The organism is Enterococcus sp. LX10, assembly GCF_023539285.1.
GTDB classification, from domain to species: domain Bacteria; phylum Bacillota; class Bacilli; order Lactobacillales; family Enterococcaceae; genus Enterococcus; species Enterococcus faecalis.
This window is the reverse complement of record NZ_CP092784.1, coordinates 2,251,935-2,272,467: the sequence shown is the minus strand read 5'-3', so window position 1 is coordinate 2,272,467 and position 20,533 is coordinate 2,251,935. Positions and strand designations below refer to the sequence as shown.

At 37.8% G+C, this 20,533-nt stretch carries 21 protein-coding genes and 1 riboswitch; of the genes, 19 read left to right on the top strand and 2 right to left on the bottom strand.

Going from position 1 to position 20,533, the window contains the following annotated elements; translation table 11 throughout:
- Positions 1-23 precede the first annotated feature (23 nt).
- A riboswitch (TPP riboswitch) is annotated at positions 24-114 on the top strand.
- A 104-nt stretch (positions 115-218) separates the two neighbouring features.
- The 14 genes from MKZ30_RS10660 to dinB all read left to right on the top strand — a co-directional run bounded on the left by MKZ30_RS10660 (position 219) and on the right by dinB (position 11,318).
- Positions 219-782, top strand: a complete 564-nt coding sequence (locus MKZ30_RS10660; RefSeq protein WP_002359429.1) for an ECF transporter S component — start codon at positions 219-221, stop codon at positions 780-782.
- Entirely contained in the window at positions 779-2,137 is a 1,359-nt protein-coding gene (locus MKZ30_RS10655; protein ID WP_033601111.1) for an ABC transporter ATP-binding protein, read from the top strand. Before MKZ30_RS10660 ends, MKZ30_RS10655 begins: the two co-directional genes overlap by 4 nt.
- Positions 2,128-2,781 (top strand): CbiQ family ECF transporter T component, encoded by a 654-nt coding sequence (locus MKZ30_RS10650; protein WP_002359432.1) that lies wholly within the window; start codon positions 2,128-2,130, stop codon positions 2,779-2,781. The genes MKZ30_RS10655 and MKZ30_RS10650 overlap by 10 nt, the downstream gene beginning before the upstream one ends.
- Positions 2,782-2,792: 11 nt before the next feature.
- Entirely contained in the window at positions 2,793-3,455 is a 663-nt protein-coding gene (gene tenA / locus MKZ30_RS10645) for a thiaminase II (protein ID WP_002362330.1), read from the top strand.
- 175 nt (positions 3,456-3,630) lie between these two features.
- Positions 3,631-4,227 carry a recombination mediator RecR gene (gene recR, locus MKZ30_RS10640; RefSeq protein ID WP_002356363.1) on the top strand — a complete coding sequence of 199 codons (597 nt, stop codon included), beginning with the start codon at positions 3,631-3,633 and terminating at the stop codon, positions 4,225-4,227.
- A gap of 208 nt (positions 4,228-4,435) precedes the next feature.
- Positions 4,436-5,074 carry a dTMP kinase gene (gene tmk / locus MKZ30_RS10635; RefSeq protein WP_002356366.1) on the top strand — a complete coding sequence of 213 codons (639 nt, stop codon included), beginning with the start codon at positions 4,436-4,438 and terminating at the stop codon, positions 5,072-5,074.
- 19 nt (positions 5,075-5,093) lie between these two features.
- Entirely contained in the window at positions 5,094-5,423 is a 330-nt protein-coding gene (darA, locus tag MKZ30_RS10630; protein ID WP_002356367.1) for a cyclic di-AMP receptor DarA, read from the top strand.
- Position 5,424: 1 nt separating this feature from the next.
- Positions 5,425-6,375, top strand: coding sequence for a DNA polymerase III subunit delta' (gene holB, locus MKZ30_RS10625; protein ID WP_002382494.1), 951 nt, complete (start codon positions 5,425-5,427; stop codon positions 6,373-6,375).
- A 116-nt stretch (positions 6,376-6,491) separates the two neighbouring features.
- Positions 6,492-7,331 carry a PSP1 domain-containing protein gene (locus MKZ30_RS10620; protein ID WP_002356371.1) on the top strand — a complete coding sequence of 280 codons (840 nt, stop codon included), beginning with the start codon at positions 6,492-6,494 and terminating at the stop codon, positions 7,329-7,331.
- Positions 7,324-7,671, top strand: coding sequence for a DNA replication initiation control protein YabA (locus MKZ30_RS10615; protein WP_002356372.1), 348 nt, complete (start codon positions 7,324-7,326; stop codon positions 7,669-7,671). The genes MKZ30_RS10620 and MKZ30_RS10615 overlap by 8 nt, the downstream gene beginning before the upstream one ends.
- A 111-nt stretch (positions 7,672-7,782) precedes the next feature.
- Positions 7,783-8,655 (top strand): 16S rRNA (cytidine(1402)-2'-O)-methyltransferase, encoded by an 873-nt coding sequence (gene rsmI / locus MKZ30_RS10610; RefSeq protein WP_002359438.1) that lies wholly within the window; start codon positions 7,783-7,785, stop codon positions 8,653-8,655.
- A 14-nt stretch (positions 8,656-8,669) separates the two neighbouring features.
- Positions 8,670-9,332 carry an ABC transporter ATP-binding protein gene (locus MKZ30_RS10605; RefSeq protein ID WP_002356375.1) on the top strand — a complete coding sequence of 221 codons (663 nt, stop codon included), beginning with the start codon at positions 8,670-8,672 and terminating at the stop codon, positions 9,330-9,332.
- A complete protein-coding gene (locus MKZ30_RS10600; RefSeq protein ID WP_002356377.1) occupies positions 9,316-10,074 on the top strand; it encodes an ABC transporter permease in 759 nt (252 codons plus the stop codon). Before MKZ30_RS10605 ends, MKZ30_RS10600 begins: the two co-directional genes overlap by 17 nt.
- A gap of 128 nt (positions 10,075-10,202) precedes the next feature.
- Positions 10,203-11,318 carry a DNA polymerase IV gene (gene dinB, locus MKZ30_RS10595; protein WP_023894966.1) on the top strand — a complete coding sequence of 372 codons (1,116 nt, stop codon included), beginning with the start codon at positions 10,203-10,205 and terminating at the stop codon, positions 11,316-11,318.
- 44 nt (positions 11,319-11,362) lie between these two features.
- On the opposite strand, the gene nrdG is transcribed toward dinB, so the two are convergent.
- Together nrdG and nrdD are read right to left on the bottom strand one after the other, a co-directional pair.
- Positions 11,363-11,959: an anaerobic ribonucleoside-triphosphate reductase activating protein gene (gene nrdG, locus MKZ30_RS10590; RefSeq protein ID WP_002356379.1), complete on the bottom strand. Its 597-nt coding sequence runs from the start codon at positions 11,957-11,959 to the stop codon at positions 11,363-11,365.
- 32 nt (positions 11,960-11,991) lie between these two features.
- Entirely contained in the window at positions 11,992-14,175 is a 2,184-nt protein-coding gene (nrdD, locus tag MKZ30_RS10585) for an anaerobic ribonucleoside-triphosphate reductase (protein ID WP_002382497.1), read from the bottom strand.
- Between the two features lie 405 nt (positions 14,176-14,580).
- Between nrdD and MKZ30_RS10580 the strand changes: the two genes are divergently transcribed.
- From MKZ30_RS10580 to dltB, 5 genes are all read left to right on the top strand, one after another.
- Entirely contained in the window at positions 14,581-15,348 is a 768-nt protein-coding gene (locus MKZ30_RS10580) for an ABC transporter ATP-binding protein (RefSeq protein ID WP_002356382.1), read from the top strand.
- Positions 15,338-17,434 carry an FtsX-like permease family protein gene (locus MKZ30_RS10575; protein WP_002419276.1) on the top strand — a complete coding sequence of 699 codons (2,097 nt, stop codon included), beginning with the start codon at positions 15,338-15,340 and terminating at the stop codon, positions 17,432-17,434. Before MKZ30_RS10580 ends, MKZ30_RS10575 begins: the two co-directional genes overlap by 11 nt.
- A 203-nt stretch (positions 17,435-17,637) precedes the next feature.
- Entirely contained in the window at positions 17,638-17,787 is a 150-nt protein-coding gene (locus MKZ30_RS10570) for a teichoic acid D-Ala incorporation-associated protein DltX (RefSeq protein WP_002356384.1), read from the top strand.
- A 14-nt stretch (positions 17,788-17,801) separates the two neighbouring features.
- Positions 17,802-19,322, top strand: a complete 1,521-nt coding sequence (gene dltA, locus MKZ30_RS10565; RefSeq protein WP_010816723.1) for a D-alanine--poly(phosphoribitol) ligase subunit DltA — start codon at positions 17,802-17,804, stop codon at positions 19,320-19,322.
- Complete coding sequence (gene dltB, locus MKZ30_RS10560; protein ID WP_002382500.1) at positions 19,319-20,524, top strand: D-alanyl-lipoteichoic acid biosynthesis protein DltB; 1,206 nt, start codon at positions 19,319-19,321, stop codon at positions 20,522-20,524. Before dltA ends, dltB begins: the two co-directional genes overlap by 4 nt.
- Positions 20,525-20,533: the final 9 nt, after the last annotated feature.

Below are 20,533 nucleotides of genomic sequence, written 5' to 3'. Positions count from 1 at the left end.
CTATAGTAAAAGTACATTTTAATAAAAAACATTTGGGGTGCTGTTATGGCTGAGATGATACCCATTGAACCTGATGCAGTTAGTACTGTCGCAGGGAAATGCCGATTTACTTTGATTTTTCACGCACTCATTCTGTCCTAGGATGAGTGTGTTTTCTTTTATCAGGGTTTATTTAAGTCACTCCTTTTGCTTTTTGTTAAGAGAAAGGAGTTTTTTTATTGAAAAAATGGTCATTGCAACAAGTCGTCTTACTCGCTTTTTTAGCCTTTTTGTTTGGCGGTGTTTTTATGGGGGCAGGGTTCCTCTATGCGTTATTGAATGCTGCGCTGTTACCATTAGGACTGAGTCCATTTGCCAATGAGCTTTTATTTGGAATGTGGACCATGGTGGCACCAATTGCAGCGATGCTGATTCCACGAGCGGGAAGTGCTGTTTTGGCGGAAGTTTTAGCCGCTTTGGCAGAAATGCTTTATGGTTCGTATTTCGGACCTAGTGTATTAATTTCTGGTGTGATTCAAGGCCTAGGTAGTGAAAGTGGCTTTTTTGTGACACGCTACAAACGGTACGATACACTCACGTTATTTTATAGTGCGATTGGGACGACTATTTTTAGTTATGTGTATGAATACTTTAAGTTTGGTTATGGCAATTACGGTCTGGGGATGAACATTGCTTTAATTAGCGTTCGGTTCGTTTCCATTTGTTTCTTTGGTATTTTCTTAACGAAAGTTATTTTACGAATGTATCAGTCTGCGCAAGGGTTAGCTGTGAAGGCAAAATGAATAGTATCCAATTAAAAGCTGTGTCCTTTTCACGAGAACAACCCTTGTTTGAAAAGACAAATTTAGCAATTCCTCAAGGAACGTTTTCCTTATTAATTGGCGATAGTGGTAGTGGAAAATCAACGCTCTTACGATTGATTGCCGGATTTGCTCCGCTTGATTACCAAGGAGAAATTTTGATTGAAGGAATGGAGCGCCGACAATTATCAACTCGTGAAAAGGCGCAAAAAATTGGCATGCTGTTTCAAAACCCCAGTCAACAATTTACAATGAAAACCTTGGAACGAGAACTGATTTTTGCTTTAGAAAATTTAGGAATCTCGCCTGAAGAAATGAACCGAAAAATCCAAACAGCGCTTCAACTTGTTCAGACTCAAACCTTATTCACACGAGAATTAGCGACGTTATCTGGTGGTGAAAAACAAAAAGCGGCGTTGACAGTTCTGCTAGCAATGAACCCAGATATTCTTTTATTAGATGAACCTTTTGCAAGCATTGATCCAACCTCTCGAAAACAATTTATTCAAATTTTAGCAAGACTCCATCAAGCAGGCAAAACGATTTTGGTGTGCGACCACGATTTCAGCGATTACGCTGATGTTGTGGACCAAGTCGTCACGTTGAAAAATGGCCAGTTTGAAAAGCAACCGTTGACGTTTATCAAAACAAAACCGCAGACATTTCAACTGACAAATTCTGTGGTAAAACAACCAATGCTCCAATTGAAAAATTTTCGTTTGTATCAGGGAAAACGAGTGCTACTTGAAGAAAAAGAAGCGCTTTTGTTTAAAGGAATTACCACGTTGACGGGGCCAAATGGGGCGGGGAAATCCACCTTATTAAAAGCCATCGTTCAGAGACAAAAATATCAAGGAAAAATGTTCTTATCGGGCCGCCGCTTGCGGGCTTCAAAAAAATTGTATCAACACATGACATTAGCGGTGCAACAAGCCAATCGTCAGTTTGTCACGTTGACTTTACGAGAAGAGCTTTTGTTTGGTCAGAACATGACAGCAGAAAAAAGAAGAAAACAAGAGGAAGCCTTAACTTTTTTAGGTTTAAAAGAAAAACTAGAGCACAGTGTTTTTCAACTAAGTGAAGGGCAAAAAAAGATGGTGCAATTAATTAGTTTGCTGAGCTTAGATTTGGACTGTTTACTTTTAGATGAACCTTTTGCTGGATTAGATGAGCGAGCATGCAATTATTTTGTTGAATGGATCAAAGAAAAAAGTGCGCAACAAGATTTTCTAATCGTCACGCATCGGCTAGAACCTCTCTCTGGCGTGAGCAATTACCGAATAGAATTGCTGCATCAACAACTGATTATCTGGCAGGAGGGAACCACATGCAAATAAAGCAAACAAATGCAGCAATTTATGCTTCTTTGATTCTTATTTTGACCTTTGAATTATCTTTTTCTCAGTCAATTTTGGCAAATTTGGCGGTTTTTATGGGTTGTATCATTTTTTTAATAGGCCAGCGAAAATCCCGCTTACTGCTTTGGTTATTTTTCTTGCCACTTTTACCAGCAATCGGGACGTTTTGGTCTATTTATTTGCATGGTACGAGTAGTCAACAAGCCTGGCTTTTGTTTAGCCGAACGTATGCCTTTGCCGGTTTAGGACTAGCTTTTGCTGTAGGCGTTGATTTTGAAGAATTATTGTTGTTATTGGAACAAAAGGGGCTAGCACCAAACTTTGTTTATGGAATTTTAGTGGTGGTTCACGCCTTACCGGAAGTGAAAAGAGAAATTAATGATTTAAAAGAAGCAAGCCTACTCCGTGGCAAAACGTTTCATTTTTGGTCGCCGATGCTTTATGTTAAAACACTGCTCGTTGCTGTTTCTTGGCGAGATAAATATACTGAAGCAATGTCTGCCCATGGCTATGAAGAAGGAGCCACCAGAAGTCGAAAAGAGCATTTTGTGTCAGCAAAAGTCAGTCTTGGGCTTGCTATTTTGATCATCATTTTTACAAATTTGTTTATTTTTCTAACGTAAAGGAGAAACCTATGACATTTACAGAACAAGCCAAAGAACAAGCGCAAGCTTCTTGGCAAGGAAGTTTTCAGCATCCTTTTATCACAGAGTTACATGAAGGAACCTTGAGTCCAACGATTTTTCGCTACTATTTAATTCAAGATCATTACTATTTAAAACACTTTAGTCAACTTTATCGCTTGATTGCGGCACAAACGCAACAACCTCGATTGAAAAAATTACTCTTAACAAATGCGGAAAATCTCGCGTTGGGCGAATTAGCTATTCGTGAAACTTTTTTTGAAGAACTAGCGATTACGGAAGAAGAGGTTGCAGCGACACCGATTGCACCAACCGCGTATCACTATGTTTCTCATATGTATCGCCAACTTATTGAAGGAACGCCTAAGACGGCCGCAGCAAGTATGTTGCCTTGTTCTTGGCTCTATCAAGAAATTGGTGCACAGTTAGTCAAACAACACTCACCAGAGCCACTGTACCAACGTTGGATTGAAACCTATGCTGGGGAGGAAGCGTACCAACACGTCCAAGAGGAACGCCAACTGTTAGATCAATTATATGAAGAAAGTTCACCACAAGAACAAGCAGCTATGATCACCGCTTTTGTTATCAGCAGTGAGATGGAATACGCTTTTTGGGAAATGGCCTATACACACGAAACCTGGATTGGTTAATACAAAAGCAAGTCGTTTAGTGCTCGTAACTAACGACTTGTTTTTGTATTAGAAAGCAGTAATTGTCAGTTGCTTTTTTGACAGGGCGTGATAAGATATTCAGTGACGCAAAATCTGTTGTAACTCGCTCAGTAATAACAGAAACGCCTTGCTAAGAAAGGACTGTAGAAGCCTCATGAATTATCCAGAACCGATTGCAAAATTGATTGAAAGTTATATGAAATTACCAGGAATTGGTCAAAAAACAGCGACACGGCTTGCTTTTTATACAATTGATATGAAAGAAGAAGATGCTAATGCTTTTGCAAAAGCGCTAATTAGTGTCAAGAGAGATCTCCATTTCTGTAGTATTTGCGGAAATATTACTGAAGAAGATCCTTGTGAAATTTGCCAAGATAAAAATCGTGACCGTAGTATTATTTTAGTAGTGGAAGAGCCAAAAGACGTTATGGCAATGGAAAAAATGCGTGAATATCAGGGCTTGTATCACGTGCTCCACGGGGTGCTTTCACCGATGGAAGGAACAGGACCAGAAGATATTAATATTGCCTCTTTGATCAAACGATTGCACGATGATGAAGTGAAAGAGGTCATTATAGCAACCAATGCTACCACTGAAGGAGAAGCGACGGCGATGTATTTATCACGGCTCATTAAACCAGCTGGAATCACCGTTACTCGTTTGGCACACGGCTTGTCTGTCGGCAGCGATATTGAATATGCAGACGAAATAACCTTGCTGAAAGCAGTCGAAGGACGTCGAGAAATTTAAAAGAAACATCGTTGGAAAAAGAGGTTGAAATCGAAGTAGGTCGTTTCTGTGAGAAAATGTCGCAGTTCAAGCTTTTCCGTACTTCTTTTTCAGTTTCTTTTTTTCAGCGGATGCATCACTTTAAATAGGATATAAGGATTTCAATTAGACTGATAGAGCAAGATGAAGTATAATAGATACAAGTAAAAATTGATTGGAGTTTTCGCACGTGCAGGGTATTTTTATCACATTTGAAGGTCCAGATGGCGCTGGCAAAACCAGTGTTTTGAAGGAAGTTTCTGAAAGATTAGCTAAAGAGTCAAAACGAAAAATTGTCACCACAAGAGAACCAGGCGGCATACCGATTGCCGAAAAGATTCGAACAGTTATTTTAGATCCAAGAAATGACAGAATGGATGAGCGAACAGAAGCTTTACTTTACGCAGCTGCTCGTCGTCAACATTTAGTGGAAAAAATCTTGCCAGCTTTGGAAGCGGGTCATTTAGTCCTATGTGATCGTTTTGTTGACAGCTCATTAGCCTACCAAGGCGCTGGGCGTAGAATTGGGATTGCCCCCATTGCTTCAATTAATGCGTTTGCGACAGAAGGTGTCTCACCAGATTTTACAATTTATTTAGACGTTGACTCAGATACTGGCTTACGGCGGATTCAAGAAAATCGAACACAGCAAATTGATCGCTTAGATTCAGAAGGATTAGAATTTCATCAACGTGTTCGTCATGAATATTTGAAATTAGCAGAAGAAAATCCACAACGTATCAAAAAGATTGATGCACGGATGAGTTTAGAACTTGTCGTAGAAGCAACGTATCAGGCGATTATTGAACGTTATCCAGAAAACTTTTAATTATAGGAAGGTGTAGACCATGAAGATTATTTTAGCCATTGTACAAGACAAAGATAGTAACCGATTAGCCAACGAATTTATTGATGCCAATATTCGTGCTACAAAATTATCCTCAACAGGTGGATTCTTAAAAGCGGGAAACAGCACATTTATTATTGGGATTGATGATGAACGTGTCGACGAAACATTAGCTTTAATTAAAGAAACATGTCAATCAAGAAAACAATATGTTTCAACACCTGTGACTTTAGATATCACAATGGATGGCCAAATTCCTTATCCTGTGGAAGTTGAAGTAGGCGGCGCTACTTGCTTCGTCTTACCAGTTGAAGGATTCCATCAATATTAAGATGAATGAAGCACAACAGCTACAGCAAATGCAACCTTTGCTGTACAAGCAACTCCAAAAAAGTTTTGAGCATGGTCGTCTTGCCCATGCTTATCTTTTTGAAGGAGATACAGGAACTGGAAAACAAGAATTTGGCTTATGGATGGCGAAACATGTCTTTTGTACGAATTTAGTAAATCAACAGCCTTGTAACGAATGCCATAATTGTGTGCGGATTAATGAAAATGAACATCCAGATGTTTTAAGAATTGCGCCAGATGGGCAAACCATCAAAGTGAACCAAATCCGTGAATTAAAAGCGGAGTTTTCTAAAAGTGGGGTCGAGACTGCTAAAAAAGTTTTCTTAATTCAAGAAGCAGATAAAATGAGTACCGGCGCAGCCAATAGTCTCTTAAAATTTTTAGAAGAACCAGAAGGACAAATTTTAGCTATTTTAGAAACCACTTCGCTTTCTCGAATTTTACCAACGATTCAATCACGATGCCAAACCTTACATTTTCAACCATTAGTCAAAAAAACATTAATTGATCGCTTAATCAAACAGGGGGTTGGTGAAAAGACTGCAACCCTTTTAGCTGAGCTGACAAATAGTTTTGAGAAAGCAGTTGAAATCTCTCAAGATGAATGGTTTAATGAAGCTAGGGAAATCATTTTGCAATGGTTTAATTATCTAAAAAGTAATGATTTACAGGCATTTATCTACGTTCAGAAGAAAATGATCAAAGTATTTAAGGAAAAAGAACAACAAGCGCTTAGCTTTGACTTGCTCATGGTTTATTACCGTCAATTATTGGAAGAAAGTGTTGCGACACAGCAAGCCAAAAAAGTAACGGAAGAGCAGGCGGAACGGTTGGCGCTAATTTTGAAAGCACGCCAAAAATGGACTGCCAATGTTAGTTGGCAAAATGTTTGTGAACAATTAGTTATCCAAATGATTCACCCTAAATCATAAAGGAAAAAAGTGCCAAGTGGCATTCAGTTTCATAATATAGTAGGAACTTAGCTGTTTCAGCAAGTTCCTTAACCGATTGAAGCGACGTTCACTTGAACTAGATTAGGAGGAATAAAATGGTAGAAGTAGTAGGAGTTCGCTTCCGTGAAGCCGGTCATATCTATTATTTTGCTCCTGGAAAATCTGAGTATATTTATAATGAGAAAGTACTCGTTGAATCTCAACAGTCAAAACAATTAGCTACTGTTGCTATTCCTAAAAAAACAGTCGATTCAGACGATTTACCAGAGGACCTAAAACCCATTTTAAATAAAGCAACAGCCAATGATTTAGAAAAAGAACAAAAAAATTTGGCTGATGCAGAAGCTGCCAAAAGCATTGCCAATGAAAAAATTCGAGCTCATGACTTAAAAATGAAATTAGTGCGAGTAGAATATACCTTCGATCGTAGCAAAATGATTTTTTACTTTACGGCAGATGGGCGAATTGATTTTCGTGAATTAGTCAAAGACTTAGCGGCTATTTTCCGGACGCGAATTGAGTTACGTCAAATTGGTGTCCGAGATGAAGCGAAAATATTAGGTGGCATTGGCCCTTGTGGCAGACAACTATGTTGCTCAACATTTCTAGGAGATTTTATGCCAGTTTCAATCAAAATGGCTAAAGATCAAGGGTTATCTTTAAATCCTGTCAAAATTTCGGGATTATGTGGCCGCTTAATGTGTTGTTTGAAATACGAAAACGACGAATATGAAGCCGCTAAAAAAGAATTACCAGATTATGGAAAAGAAGTAATAACACCAGATGGCAAAGGTAAAGTCGTCGGGTTGAATCTATTAAGTCGGATTGTCAAAGTTCGTCTGCATGGTCGTGAAATCGCAGCGGATTATGATTACGAAGAAATCAAAGAAGCTACTGCGAAAGTTGCTGCTGAAAAAGGTGATCAAAATGGATAAACGTTCGCTCTATGATGGATTAAATTCGTTGGAAACTGATTTAGACAGTTCCGTGACACAATTAAGAGAAATTAAAGCAGCACTCCATGAGTTGGTAGAAAAAAATACCACGTTGGAAATCGAAAACCAACGCTTACGGGAGCATCTCCAAGAACTGAATAAGTTAGCAGGAAATACAACTGAAACTGAAAAACAAGAGCTATCAAAATCACGTATGAATTTGGAAAAACTTTATGAAGAGGGCTTCCATGTCTGCAATATTTTATATGGTTCAAGACGTGAAAATGATGAAGAATGTGCCTTTTGTCTTGATGTTATTTATGGGGAACGTACGCGTTAAGTCTAGTGGACACTGCAAATAAAAAGGAAAGGTTTGGTTTGACAGTCAATCGATTGTCAAATCAAACCTTTATCTATTTATAGAACGAAAAAGGAAAATGAGGGATGCGCTATGCAAAAACAGAAAAGTTTTGATAAGCAAACAACAAAAGGAAAATTGTATCTTGTCCCAACACCGATCGGCAATTTAGAAGATATGAGTATTCGTTGTTTAAACATATTGAAAGAAGCAACGGTGATTGCTAGTGAGGACACAAGAAACACACAAAAATTGCTAAATCATTTTGAGATTACAACACCACAAATTAGTTTACACGAACATAATTACAAAGAGCGAATTCCTCAACTGATTACACGATTGCTGAATGGTGAAACGATTGCCCAAGTTAGCGATGCAGGTATGCCTTCAATTAGTGATCCTGGTCATGAATTGGTTACAGCATGTCTTGAAGAAGAACTGGCAGTGATTGCCTTGCCAGGACCTACGGCAGGAATGACCGCCTTGATTGCCTCGGGTCTTTTACCACAGCCATTTACGTTTTATGGTTTTTTACCAAGAAAGAAAAAGGAACAGAAAGACGTGTTATCAGCATTAAAAGAAGAACGGCCAACACAGATTTTTTATGAGTCCCCCTATCGGATTGCTAAAACGGTCGCAACGTTTGCTGAAGTCTATGGTCAAGAACGCCCTGCTGTGATTTGTCGAGAATTAACGAAACTTCACGAAGAGTATTTACGAGGTACCTTAGGAGAACTAACAGAATATTTAGCAGAAAATACGCTAAAAGGCGAGTGTTGTTTATTAGTTAGCGGATTTACTGGTGAGAAAGAGACAATAGCAGCAATGCCAGCTATTTCCCTCAAAGAACATGTACAAGTTTTAATGGAGGAAGAGGGACGGAGTTCCAAAGAGGCGATCAAAGAAGTGGCCAAATTGAGAAATGTAAAAAAACAAGAAGTATATAAAGAATATCATTCCATTTAAAAAAGGAGAGAAACATGAGTAATTTATTGCGAGCAGAAGGCGTGTCTTATCAAGTAAATGGTCGTAGCATTCTTTCTGATATTGATTTGTCATTTGAAACAGGCAGCAATACAACAATTGTTGGTCCTTCAGGTAGCGGGAAAAGTACATTTTTAAAAATTTTATCTTCATTATTAAGTCCCACAGAAGGCGAAATTTTTTATCAAGAAGCGCCAATTACTACAATGCCAATCGAAACATACCGCCAAAAGGTTTCTTATTGTTTTCAGCAGCCAACTTTATTTGGTGAAACCGTGTATGATAATTTATTATTTCCATTTACCGTCAGACAAGAAGCGTTTAATCAGGAAAAAGTCGTGGCATTGCTCCAACAAGTGAAATTGCCCGCTGCTTATCTTGAAAAGAAAATAGCTGAACTCTCTGGTGGTGAGCGACAACGGGTTGCTTTGCTACGAAACATTATTTTTGTACCAGATGTTTTATTATTAGACGAAGTTACAACGGGATTAGATGAAGAAAGCAAACAAATTGTCAATCAATTGTTAAACCAATTAAACAAAGAGCAAGGAGTCACGCTGGTTCGTGTTACGCATGATACCGAAGAAATTCAGCAAGCACAGCAAGTGATTCGTATTGTAGCAGGAAAGGTGGCGCCGACAGATGGATTTAGCAGTTAATAATTTATCCTTATTTTTTTCAGCCATGCTAGTGGTGGTCGCATTAATTATTAGTACTAAAGAAAAATTAGGTTTTACCAAAGATATTATTATTAGTGTGATTCGAGCAGTCATTCAATTAGTCGCAGTCGGCTATTTATTAAAATATGTTTTTCAAGTCAATAACCTGATTTTAACGCTCATCATGGTTTTGGTGATTGTTTCCAACGCAGCCTTTAATGCAAAAAAACGCAGCCAGCAATTACAAAAGGGCTTTTTGATTTCTTTCATTGCGATTGGTTGTAGTACAGGAATTACCATTGGTATTTTGATTTTTTCTGGTTCTATTAAATTTATTCCTTCTCAAATCATTCCTATCAGTGGGATGATTGCCAGCAATTCGATGGTGGCAATTGGTTTATGCTATCGCAATTTAGATACTCTTTTTCAAAACCAACGGCAAGCGGTAATGGAGAAACTAGCATTAGGTGCAACTATCAAACTCGCCTCTTTACCAATCATCCAACAAAGTGTGAAAACCGGGATGGCGCCGACGATTGATTCTGCCAAAACTGTCGGAATTGTTAGTTTACCTGGGATGATGTCAGGCTTGATTTTTGCGGGCGTTGATCCTGTCCATGCGATAAAATATCAGATTATGGTGACCTTTATGTTGCTATCAGCAACAAGTATTGGTTCAGTAATTGCAACTTATCTTGCCTATAAAGGCTACTATAATCAACAAAAACAATTGGTCGTTTAATTAAAAAGCTGGAAATCTGTGTTTATAACTTCACGGATTTTCAGTTTTTTCTGGTTGAAATAAAGAAGTTTCAATTTGAAAAAGAACGGACGTTCGTATATAATGGAAGGAGGAGGCGAATCAAAATGATGAGCGAATTACGTTTTCCCTTAAAAAAAGATACGTCGAGAAAAATTATACATATAGATATGGACGCGTTTTTTGCTTCAGTTGAAGAACGAGATCATCCAGAGTTAGTAGGACATCCGTTAGTTATTGCGCGCCATCCAAGTGATACTGGGGGCAAAGGAGTGGTGACCACAGCGAATTATATTGCTCGACAGTACGGTATTCACTCGGCTATGAGTGCTCAAAAGGCGTATGAACTATGTCCAAGTGCCATTTTTAAGCCAGGTAATTATCAGAAATATAGTGAAATTTCTCAAGAAATCCGTGAAATTTTTCGCCGCTATACAGATGTGATTGAACCAGTATCTATTGACGAAGCGTATTTAGATGTAACTGAAAATAAGGTCAACAGTAAGTCGGCTATTAAAATTGCGAAAATGATTCAATATGATATTTGGCATGAATTGCAGTTAACTTGCTCGGCAGGTGTTAGTTACAATAAGTTTTTAGCCAAGTTAGCATCAGATTTCCAGAAACCAAAGGGCCTGACGGTTGTCTTACCAGAAGAGGCCGAAGATTTTTTGAAAGCATTACCGATTGAAGATTTCCACGGAATCGGCAAAAAAACAGTGCCTAAAATGCATGAACTAGGGATTTTTACTGGAGCAGATTTATACAAGCAAGATGAGATGACGTTGATTCGGTTATTCGGTAAAATGGGTTATTCATTGTATCGTAAAGTCCGTGGTATCCATGATGCGCCAGTTCAAGTGACTAGAGATCGTAAGTCGGTAGGCAAGGAACATACTTACGGCACCCCTTTAACGACGGAAGAGCAGGTTACGGCTCAATTGAGACAATTAGCAGCAGGGGTTGAGCGTGCATTGCAACGAGTGCAAAAGCATGGCAAAACAGTAGTCCTGAAAGTTCGTTATACTGACTATACGACGATTACGAAACGTGTGACATTACCTGAATATATTTCAAAAAAAGAAGAACTTTTCTATCAAGCGAATTTAATTTGGGAAGATATTCTAGGTTTAGAACAAGGAATCCGTTTATTAGGCATTACTTTAACGAATTTAGATCCACTAGCGTATGAAAACATTGTTTTACCTTTATGGGAAAAAAGTTAGCCCTTTAGCCACATCCTCAAGAGATGGCTAAAGGGCTAACTTTTTTAAATTGATTTTTTGATTTGTTCATAAGACGTTTCGGCGTCATGACATTTTTCCCAAATAACAGCTTTGCCAGCAGCAAGTGATTTGGGTACATCAATAATCCGTTGATTACTACTGCCACGAAATTGTAAATTTAAATTACGTTTTGCCAGTTCAAAGCGCCCATCAACTAAAATGTCAATTGAATGGAGTAGTTCAAGCTTATCAGGCGTTTCTAAAAGTAGTTCTTCAAAGGTATACCCTGACCAAGACCAGATATCTTTGGCTGAGCCAAATGTTTCCCGCACACGTTTGACTACACTAAGACAAACATCTGTATTCAGAAAAGGTTCACCACCCAAAAGAGTCAAACCTTGGACATAGTCATGGGACAAATCTTCAATAATTTGATTCATTAAAGATTCTGTAAACGGCGTACCGTAATTGAAATTTTGGACAGCTTTGTTAAAACAACCTTCACAAGCAAAGAGACAGCCGCTCACATATAAACTATTGCGTACACCTTCGCCATCAACAAAGTTGAACGCTTTGTAATCGGCAATCTTTTTTTGGCTGTAGTCTTCGGTTTTCCATTCTTGTGGTTTCGGATTACGCATCAGCAAAACTTCTTTCTATAGAATAATCGAGTTTAATTTTTTAAATGTTTCACACGAGAGGAAATTTCTTTGTGACGACCGTGTACCATTGGGCGAGCTTGCGGGTTACCTAAATAACCACAAGTCCGTTTAACGACATCACAAGTCTTAGGATCATGATTGCCACATTCTGGACATTCAAAGCCACGTTCAGTTGGATGGAAGTCCCCTTCAAAACCACAGGCATAACAATGATCAATTGGCGTATTGGTTCCTAAATAGCCAACTTTGTCATAAGCGTAATCCCAGACAGCTTCAAGTGCTTTGGGATTTTGCTGTAACATGGGGTATTCACAGTAGTGGATAAAACCACCAGAACAGTATTTTGGATAATCCTTTTCAAAATCAAGTTTTTCAAAAGGCGTTGGATTTTTGCGTACATCATAATGGAAACTATTTGTGTAATATTCTTTATCTGTAATATTTTCGACGATGCCAAATTTTTCAGTATCTAAACGGCAAAAACGGTCAGTCAAGCTTTCGCTCGGTGTAGAGTAGACACTAAAATGATAGCCGTATTCGTTGCCCCAGTTGTCGGCATTTTTTTTCAGTTCTTTTAAAATATCCAGTGTAAAGTTTTTGGCCTCTTGATTGTCCTCCCAAGCACCGCCGTAAAAGGCAGAAGCCACTTCATACAAGCCAATATAGCCAAGTGAAACCGTGGCACGTTTGTTTTTAAACAGTTCATCTACGGCATCCTGTGTAGCTAAACGTTTTCCAAATGCACCATACATGTATAAAATCGGTGCATTCGCTGGTTTAGCTTCTTTAACACGTTCAACACGATAAACCAAAGCATCTTTAACGATCGCTAAACGTTCATTTAAAATTTGCCAGAACTTTTCTTGACTTCCTTGCGCTTCTAAAGCGATTCTTGGTAAGTTCAAGGTCACAACGCCTAAATTCATTCGGCCAACATTTACTTCTTCACCTTGTTCGTCTTTCCAGCCTTGTAAAAAGGAACGACAGCCCATTGGTACCTTAAAACTACCTGTTAGTTCAACGATTTTATCATAGTTTAAAACATCAGGATACATGCGTTTCGTTGCGCATTCCAGTGCCAGTTGTTTAATATCGTAGTTTGGATCAGTAGGTTGCGCATTGACGCCTCGTTTAATTGTGAAAATTAGTTTTGGGAAAATAGCTGTTCGTTTTTCAATCCCTAAACCATTAATTCGGATTTGTAAAATCGCCCGTTGAATTTCTCGCTCAAACCAGTTGGTACCTAAACCAAATCCCAGAGAAGTAAAAGGGGTTTGTCCATTGGAAGTAAATAAGGTATTAATTTCATACTCAAGACTTTGCATGGCATCAAAAATATCTTTTTTCGTTTTCTTCTGAGCGAATGCTTTTTGGCGTTCTTCTCCTTCAATCCATTCTTGCGCATCTGCTAAATGTTTTTCATAATTACGTTCCGCAAAAGGCGCTAATAATTCATCAATCCGATCGGCAGAGCAACCACCATACTGACTGGAAGCTACATTGGCAATAATTTGAGAAATTTGTGCAGTGGCCGTTTGAATTGATTTTGGTGATTCGACATCAGCGTTCCCAATTTTAAAGCCATTGTTTAGCATGCCTTTAAAATCAATTAAACAGCAGTTTGTCATGGGCGTATATGGATGATAATCTAAATCGTGATAATGAATGTCGCCTTTTTGATGGGCATTAGCCACGTGTGAAGGCAACATCTTTAAACCAATTGATTTTCCAACAATCCCAGCGGTTAGATCACGTTGCGTATTAAAAACGTCACTGTCTTTGTTGGCATTTTCGTTCACGACAGTCTGATCTTTATTAATTAATTTGCCGATAGATACATTAATATCAGTTGCTTTACTACGCTCAAAATCACGTTGGGTTCTGTAATGAATGTATTCTTCGGCTAAGGCATACTCATTGTTGGATAGCAGAGTATGTTCCACAATATTTTGAATTTCATAAATTTTTACGTTATTGGTAAAACGTTCGGCAATTTCTCGATTGACATCGGCAACAATCGATTGGACTTTTTGATGTGTCAAAGGAGTGACTTGGTCATGTATTTTTTGTTCAGCTTTGATCAAAGCGTCGTATATTTTTTGATCATCGAAAGTCACTAAACGACCATCTCGTTTGACGACTTTAATTGTTGAGAGATTAACATCCTCGGCTTTTTCATCAGTAATCTTCATCATTTTATCCAGCTCCTTATATCTCGTTAGTAACTATCCTAATACAAAGGTCGGCTAAATTCAATCGATATATTGCGTATTTTTAGTAAAATATCACTAGACAAACACTATATATTGTGCTTGTGCTGTTTTGAAAAAATATGAAAACAAATGAAGAAAAGGATTGAGCAAATTTTTTTGCGTGAAAAAAATTCTTTGTCAAAATTAAAAAACAGAAAAGAGTTTTTTGCCAAATTGCTAAAAGCAACACTAAAAAATAACAATTATTAAATAATAATTGTTTGCAGATTTATTCACGAAATGCCAATTATTCTTTGACTACCGAACGATATTGTAAGATAAAACGATGTTCATTCAGATTTTTTCTTGGTAAAATAAGAGTAATAACAAAACGTTGGAGCGAGAAAAATGAAAAAAATTGTAGAAGTAAACCATGTCAGCAAGACATATGGTCGTTTAAATAATAAAACAGAAGTATTAGATAATATTTCGTTTACCGTTGATGAAGGTGAATTTGTGGGGATTATGGGTCCCAGTGGTGCCGGGAAATCGACACTGTTGAATGTCTTATCCTCGATTATTTTGCCAACCGCAGGAATCGTGCGCATCGCCGGACAAGATATTTTGAAAATGCGAGATAATCAATTAAGTGATTTTCGGAGAAACGAAATGGGGTTTATTTTTCAATCGTTTAACTTAATTGATACGTTAAATGTGAAGGACAATATTCTGTTGCCTTTAGCTGTAGAAAAAGTTTCATTAGAAGAAATGGATAAACGTTTGTTACATGTGACTTCGATTTTGGGGATTCAGGAGCTTTTATCTGCTTATCCACCAGAGATATCTGTGGGACAAAAACAACGGGTAGCAGCTGCTCGTGCTTTGATTACGAACCCTAAAATTATTTTTGCAGATGAACCAACTGGCTCGCTGGATTCAAAATCAGCAACAGAATTGTTGAAATATTTAGCTGAAATTAATCTACATGATGATGCCACAATTTTGATGGTGACACATGACCCGTACACGGCCAGTTTTTGCAATCGCATCTTGTTCATTAAAGACGGTGCGATTTTCTCAGAAGTTGTTCGTCAAGGATCACGTAAGGAATTTTTTAATCGTGTGATAGATATGCAAGCAACGATTGGTGGAGGCGGGCGCGCAAATGATTTTTAAACTATCATTAAAAAATTTAAAAGCTCATGTACCTAATTATCTAGTTTATTACATTAGTATGACTTTTGCAGCGGTCGTTTATTATTGTTTCCGTGCGATTGCTTACAACCAGCCTCTTGTCGCAGGTGCAGGCCGTGATATCGAAATTAAGCGATCTTTAGGACTCGGTAGTACCTTAGTCACCATTATTATTTTAGGCTTTATGTTGGCAGCAAATCGCTTTTTTATAGGCAAACGTAGCCAAGAAATTGGATTGTATCGATTAATTGGCTTGAGAAAGAGCCAAGTTTCACTAATTTTTTTAGTGGAAAATTTAGTTTTAGGCTTTGTTTCACTAATTAATGGGATTATTTTAGGAGTGATTTTCACCAAGTTGTTTTCAATGATTTTAGCCAAAGTTATGTTTTTAGAAGTGCCCAGTTTCTTCTATATTTCTTGGCGTTCCGTTATTGAAACCGGTGTAGCTTTTGCATTTATGATTCTGATTGTCTGCTTAAGAAGTATTTGGATGATTTATCGTTATCCATTGTCGCAGCTTATGCACCAAGAAAAAATTGGTCAAATTAATTATAGTCGTTTAACGAAACGGCGGCAGTTTCTAGGTATTTTAGGTCCTATTTGTTTACTGGCCGGTTATTTTATTGCGTTTGATTTTCGGAATTTAGCGACAGGTATTGTGTATAAACAATTAAATGATTCATTGGATATCTCGATTCCAATGATTATTACGTTGACCCCTTTTATCATTTTGGGTCTATGTGTGGTGGGAACTTATTTATTTTTCCGTTATACCATGTATTTTATCATTCGCTTATTTAATCATAGAAAAAAATGGTATTACCAAGATTTACGCATGATTACTTTAGGCAATGCCAAACGCTACTTATTTAAAAGTAGCAAAACACTCACTGGTTTGACCTTATTAATTGCGACAGCCTTGAGTGGAATCGGCGTGATGGTTTTTGTGTATACGATTAGTATGCACACGGTCAACAGTGATGGCCCCGTGGACTTTTTAGTTTCACAGGAAAGCTATCCTAAATTGAAGAAAGTTCTCGATGAAGCGAAGGACACCAAAATAAAAAATGAAGTGACACTTTCTTATAAAATTACTGGAATTGAACGCACCTTGCGAATTGGTCAAGCGCCAGAGGAACAAGAAACGATTGAAGCAGTTAATGTTTTATCCTTCTCCAATTATCGTAACTATCAAAAAATTAATCCTTATTTGAAAGATCTGCATTTAAAAAATGACCAAAGTGTAATCTATATGGATAGCTTTACCAATATCTTAAGTGGTATGTCTCGTTATGGCGCGAAACTGCAATTTGTTGAAGGAGAGACGGCACAACTACAACAAGTGCTGCCAAACTATTTAGGCAATTTTTTACTGCAATATTCCTTACCAACGATTGTCGTTTCCGATGCCCTTTATCAGAAAGTGACAAAAAATTCCATTCAATATCAGATTAACGCCGTAAATGTTGACACGAAAAGCCGTGAAAAACTTTATGAAGCCGTAAATAAACAGATTGCCACAGAATGGCAAACGCCAATTTTGTATAAGTATGAAAAAAACAACCAGCAGTTGAGTGGTTTTGCCAAACAAATGCCTAACGAAGAGGCAAAGAATACGCAAGATGATGTCACAGAAACTTGGCGGCTAAATATGAATGATCGCTACGCCTCTTTACGCTATGAACGAAAAATTAACGGCTTGACTTTATATGTCTCCATGTTTGTGGCGATTTTAGCGTTGTTTATTACGGGCAGTATTTTGATGTTACGACAACTGTTTTCAGCTGTAAGTGAGCGTCAAGATTACGTGACTTTAAAACGGATGGGTGTTTCTAGTAAAGCGATAACTAAGCAAATTTATCGACAGAATAGTTTGATTTTCTTTCCGCCGATGGTCATTGGGATTTTGCATACCACCTTTGCTATTTATTTGTTAAGCCAATTTATTAAGAGTCCAGGATATTTGTTAGTATATCTTTCTTGTGGAATCTTAATAATTGTTTATCTAATTTTTTATATTTTAACGTCTGCCATTTATGCGCGGATGATTCGACACATCCATTTTTAAAAAACTGTAAAAGCCGTTGTGAAGCGGTTTTTACAGTTTCTTTATGCGAAAAAATTATGAGAGCTCCCTTTATGAAAATCATGAAAATTTAAGAAGTGACGAAATTGTTAGTTTTTTTATTAAATTGTAAGAAATTTCAATGGACTTTGCTGAAATATAGCATAAAATAATGGATAGCGATTAACCTTAGGAGGTGAATGATAATGAAAACAACTTTTCAGAAAATTCTCAATAACGAAAGTCTTAAATTCATCGGTAAAACGTTATTTTATTCTTTCATTGTCATTGCATTAATTTATCTTTATCATTACAAGAATATCAATGGAGGAACCTTCATTTATAACGAGTTTTAAGGAGGCGGCTATACATGGAAAAAGTAATTAATATGATTCAAACGATTGATGAATGGGCACGTAAAGAACCCCAACGTCCTGTTTATTTAACCGAAGAAAAAGTCTCTACGTATGGAGAGTTAAAAGAAAAGTCAGACAATCTAGCCGCTTATTTAGCTGAGCTGAAAACGGACAAGTCAGCGATTGTCGTATACGGAGAATTAGATTTTGAAATGATTGTGAGTTTTCTAGGCGCATCGAAAGCTGGTTTTAGCTATATCCCCATTGATGCACATACACCAAAAGAACGCATTGAACTAATTCTAAACGTAGCCAAACCAACCGCAGTGATTGCTGTGCATGAATGGCCTGAGTTAGCCACCGAAGTGCCAGTAATTACGGCGGAAGAATTAACAGAAATGATGATGCATGCACCTCGACATGCGCCTGCGTTGACGCCTGTCACAGGAGCAAGTAATTACTATATCATTTTCACTTCAGGGACAACTGGCGTACCAAAAGGTGTGCAAATCAGCCATGATAATTTAGTTAGCTTTACGAATTGGTTGTTGCGAGATTTTGGTTTAGAAGAAGGGGCCCGCTTTTTAGCACAGGCACCTTATTCGTTTGATTTATCGGTGATGTCTATTTATCCCGCATTGGCGTTAGGCGGCTCATTAACTCCGTTACCCAATGAAATCATTAACGATTTTAAACAATTATTTACGCGTTTGCCACAATTAACAATCGACGTCTGGGTTTCAACACCGTCCTTTATTGAATTGTGTCTAATGGAACCAAGCTTCGATGGTGAACATCTACCAGCACTGTGCACGTTTTTATTCTGTGGAGAAGAATTACCAAAACCAACGGCTGAGAAATTAGCCGCTCGTTTCCCAACTGCGCATATTTATAATACGTATGGGCCGACAGAAGCGACTGTAGCGATTAGTGCCATTGAAATCACTCAAGAAGTTTTAAAAAGTGTTCAACGTTTACCAATCGGGTATGTGAAAGAGGATACGCAAATTTATATTATGGAAGGCATGTCAAAATTACCTGCAGGTGAAATTGGTGAAATCGTCATTGCTGGACCAAGTGTTTCCAAAGGCTATCTAAATAATCCTGCGAAAACAGCTGAAGCTTTTTTCCAATTAGATGGCGTACCAGCTTATCGCACAGGCGATGCTGGAAAGTTAGTCGATAACCTATTGCAGTATGAGGGACGCTTAGATTTTCAAATTAAATTGCATGGCTACCGCATTGAGTTAGAAGAAGTGGATCATCACTTAACGAATGTTTCCTACGTGAAACAAGCAGTTGTTGTGCCGAAATATCAAGGAAATAAAGTCCAACAATTAATTGCCTATGTCGTTCCGCAAGCACATGAATTTTCAAGTGATTTTCAATTAACTAAGGCAATTAAACAAGAATTAGCCACGTTGACAATGGACTACATGATTCCACAAAAATTTGTATATGTTGAACAATTACCTTTGACAAGCAATGGCAAAATTGATCGGAAAGGGTTGATGAATGAGGTGAATGCCACATGATGAATTTTCCTCATATGATTCCCTATAATGCACCGTATTACTTCGTTCTGCTAATTGCGGCTCTGTTGCCAATGATTTTAACCTTAGCCATTAAAGGGACACGTTGGCCTTGGTACCAAACACTCGTGACACTGGTCTTTCTATATATCAGTTTTGGTGGCGAATTTTGGCAACAAGGAGTCGCTCTGATTGTATATGTTATTTATCAAACGTTACTAACGTGGGGCTATGCGGCTTATCGAAAAAATAAAAATGCAGGTTGGGTCTTTTATCTGGCTGTCTTTTTAGCTATATTACCACTTGTTTGGGTGAAAGTTTCTCCCTTCATGACAGGCAAAACAACCTTACTTGGCTTTTTAGGGATTTCTTATTTAACCTTTAAAGCGGTCCAAGTGGTCATGGATTTACGGGATGGCGTAATGAAAGAATATCATCCGTTTCGTTACATTCAGTTTCTCTTGTTTTTCCCGACTATTTCTTCAGGACCCATCGATCGTTATCGGCGCTTTGAAAAAGATTTGAAAAACCCGCCGAGTGCGGAGAAATATTTAGACTTTTTAGAAAAAGGAATTTTTTATTTATTTCTAGGATTTTTATATAAGTTTATTATCAGTCATTATCTTGGTGGTGTCTTTTTACCACATGTGGAAAAAATGGCCTTGGCACAAGGTGGTTTATCTTGGTGGACAGTCGGCTATATGTATAATTACAGTTTGTATCTATTCTTTGATTTCGCAGGCTATAGTTTACTGGCCGTTGGCACAAGTTATTTAATGGGCTATGATACACCAATGAACTTTAACAAACCGTTCCTAAGTTGGAATATTAAAGAATTCTGGAATCGTTGGCACATGACCTTATCTTTTTGGTTCCGTGATTACATTTACATGCGCTTAATGTTTTTCTTAATGAAAAAGAAAGTCTTTAAGAGTCGGATTGTGACTTCTAATATTGGTTACTTTGCGTTGTTCTTAATCATGGGCATTTGGCATGGATTAACGTGGTTCTACATCGCTTATGGGCTCTACCATGCAACGCTAATTTGTGTGACAGATGCTTGGCTACGTTTTAAGAAAAAACATAAAGACAAGATACCATCAAACAAATTTACACATGCATTTGCAGTCTTTTTAACTTTCCAAGCGGTTTGTGTCAGCTTCCTGATTTTCTCAGGATTTTTAGACAAACTATGGTTTAAATAAACAAAAATA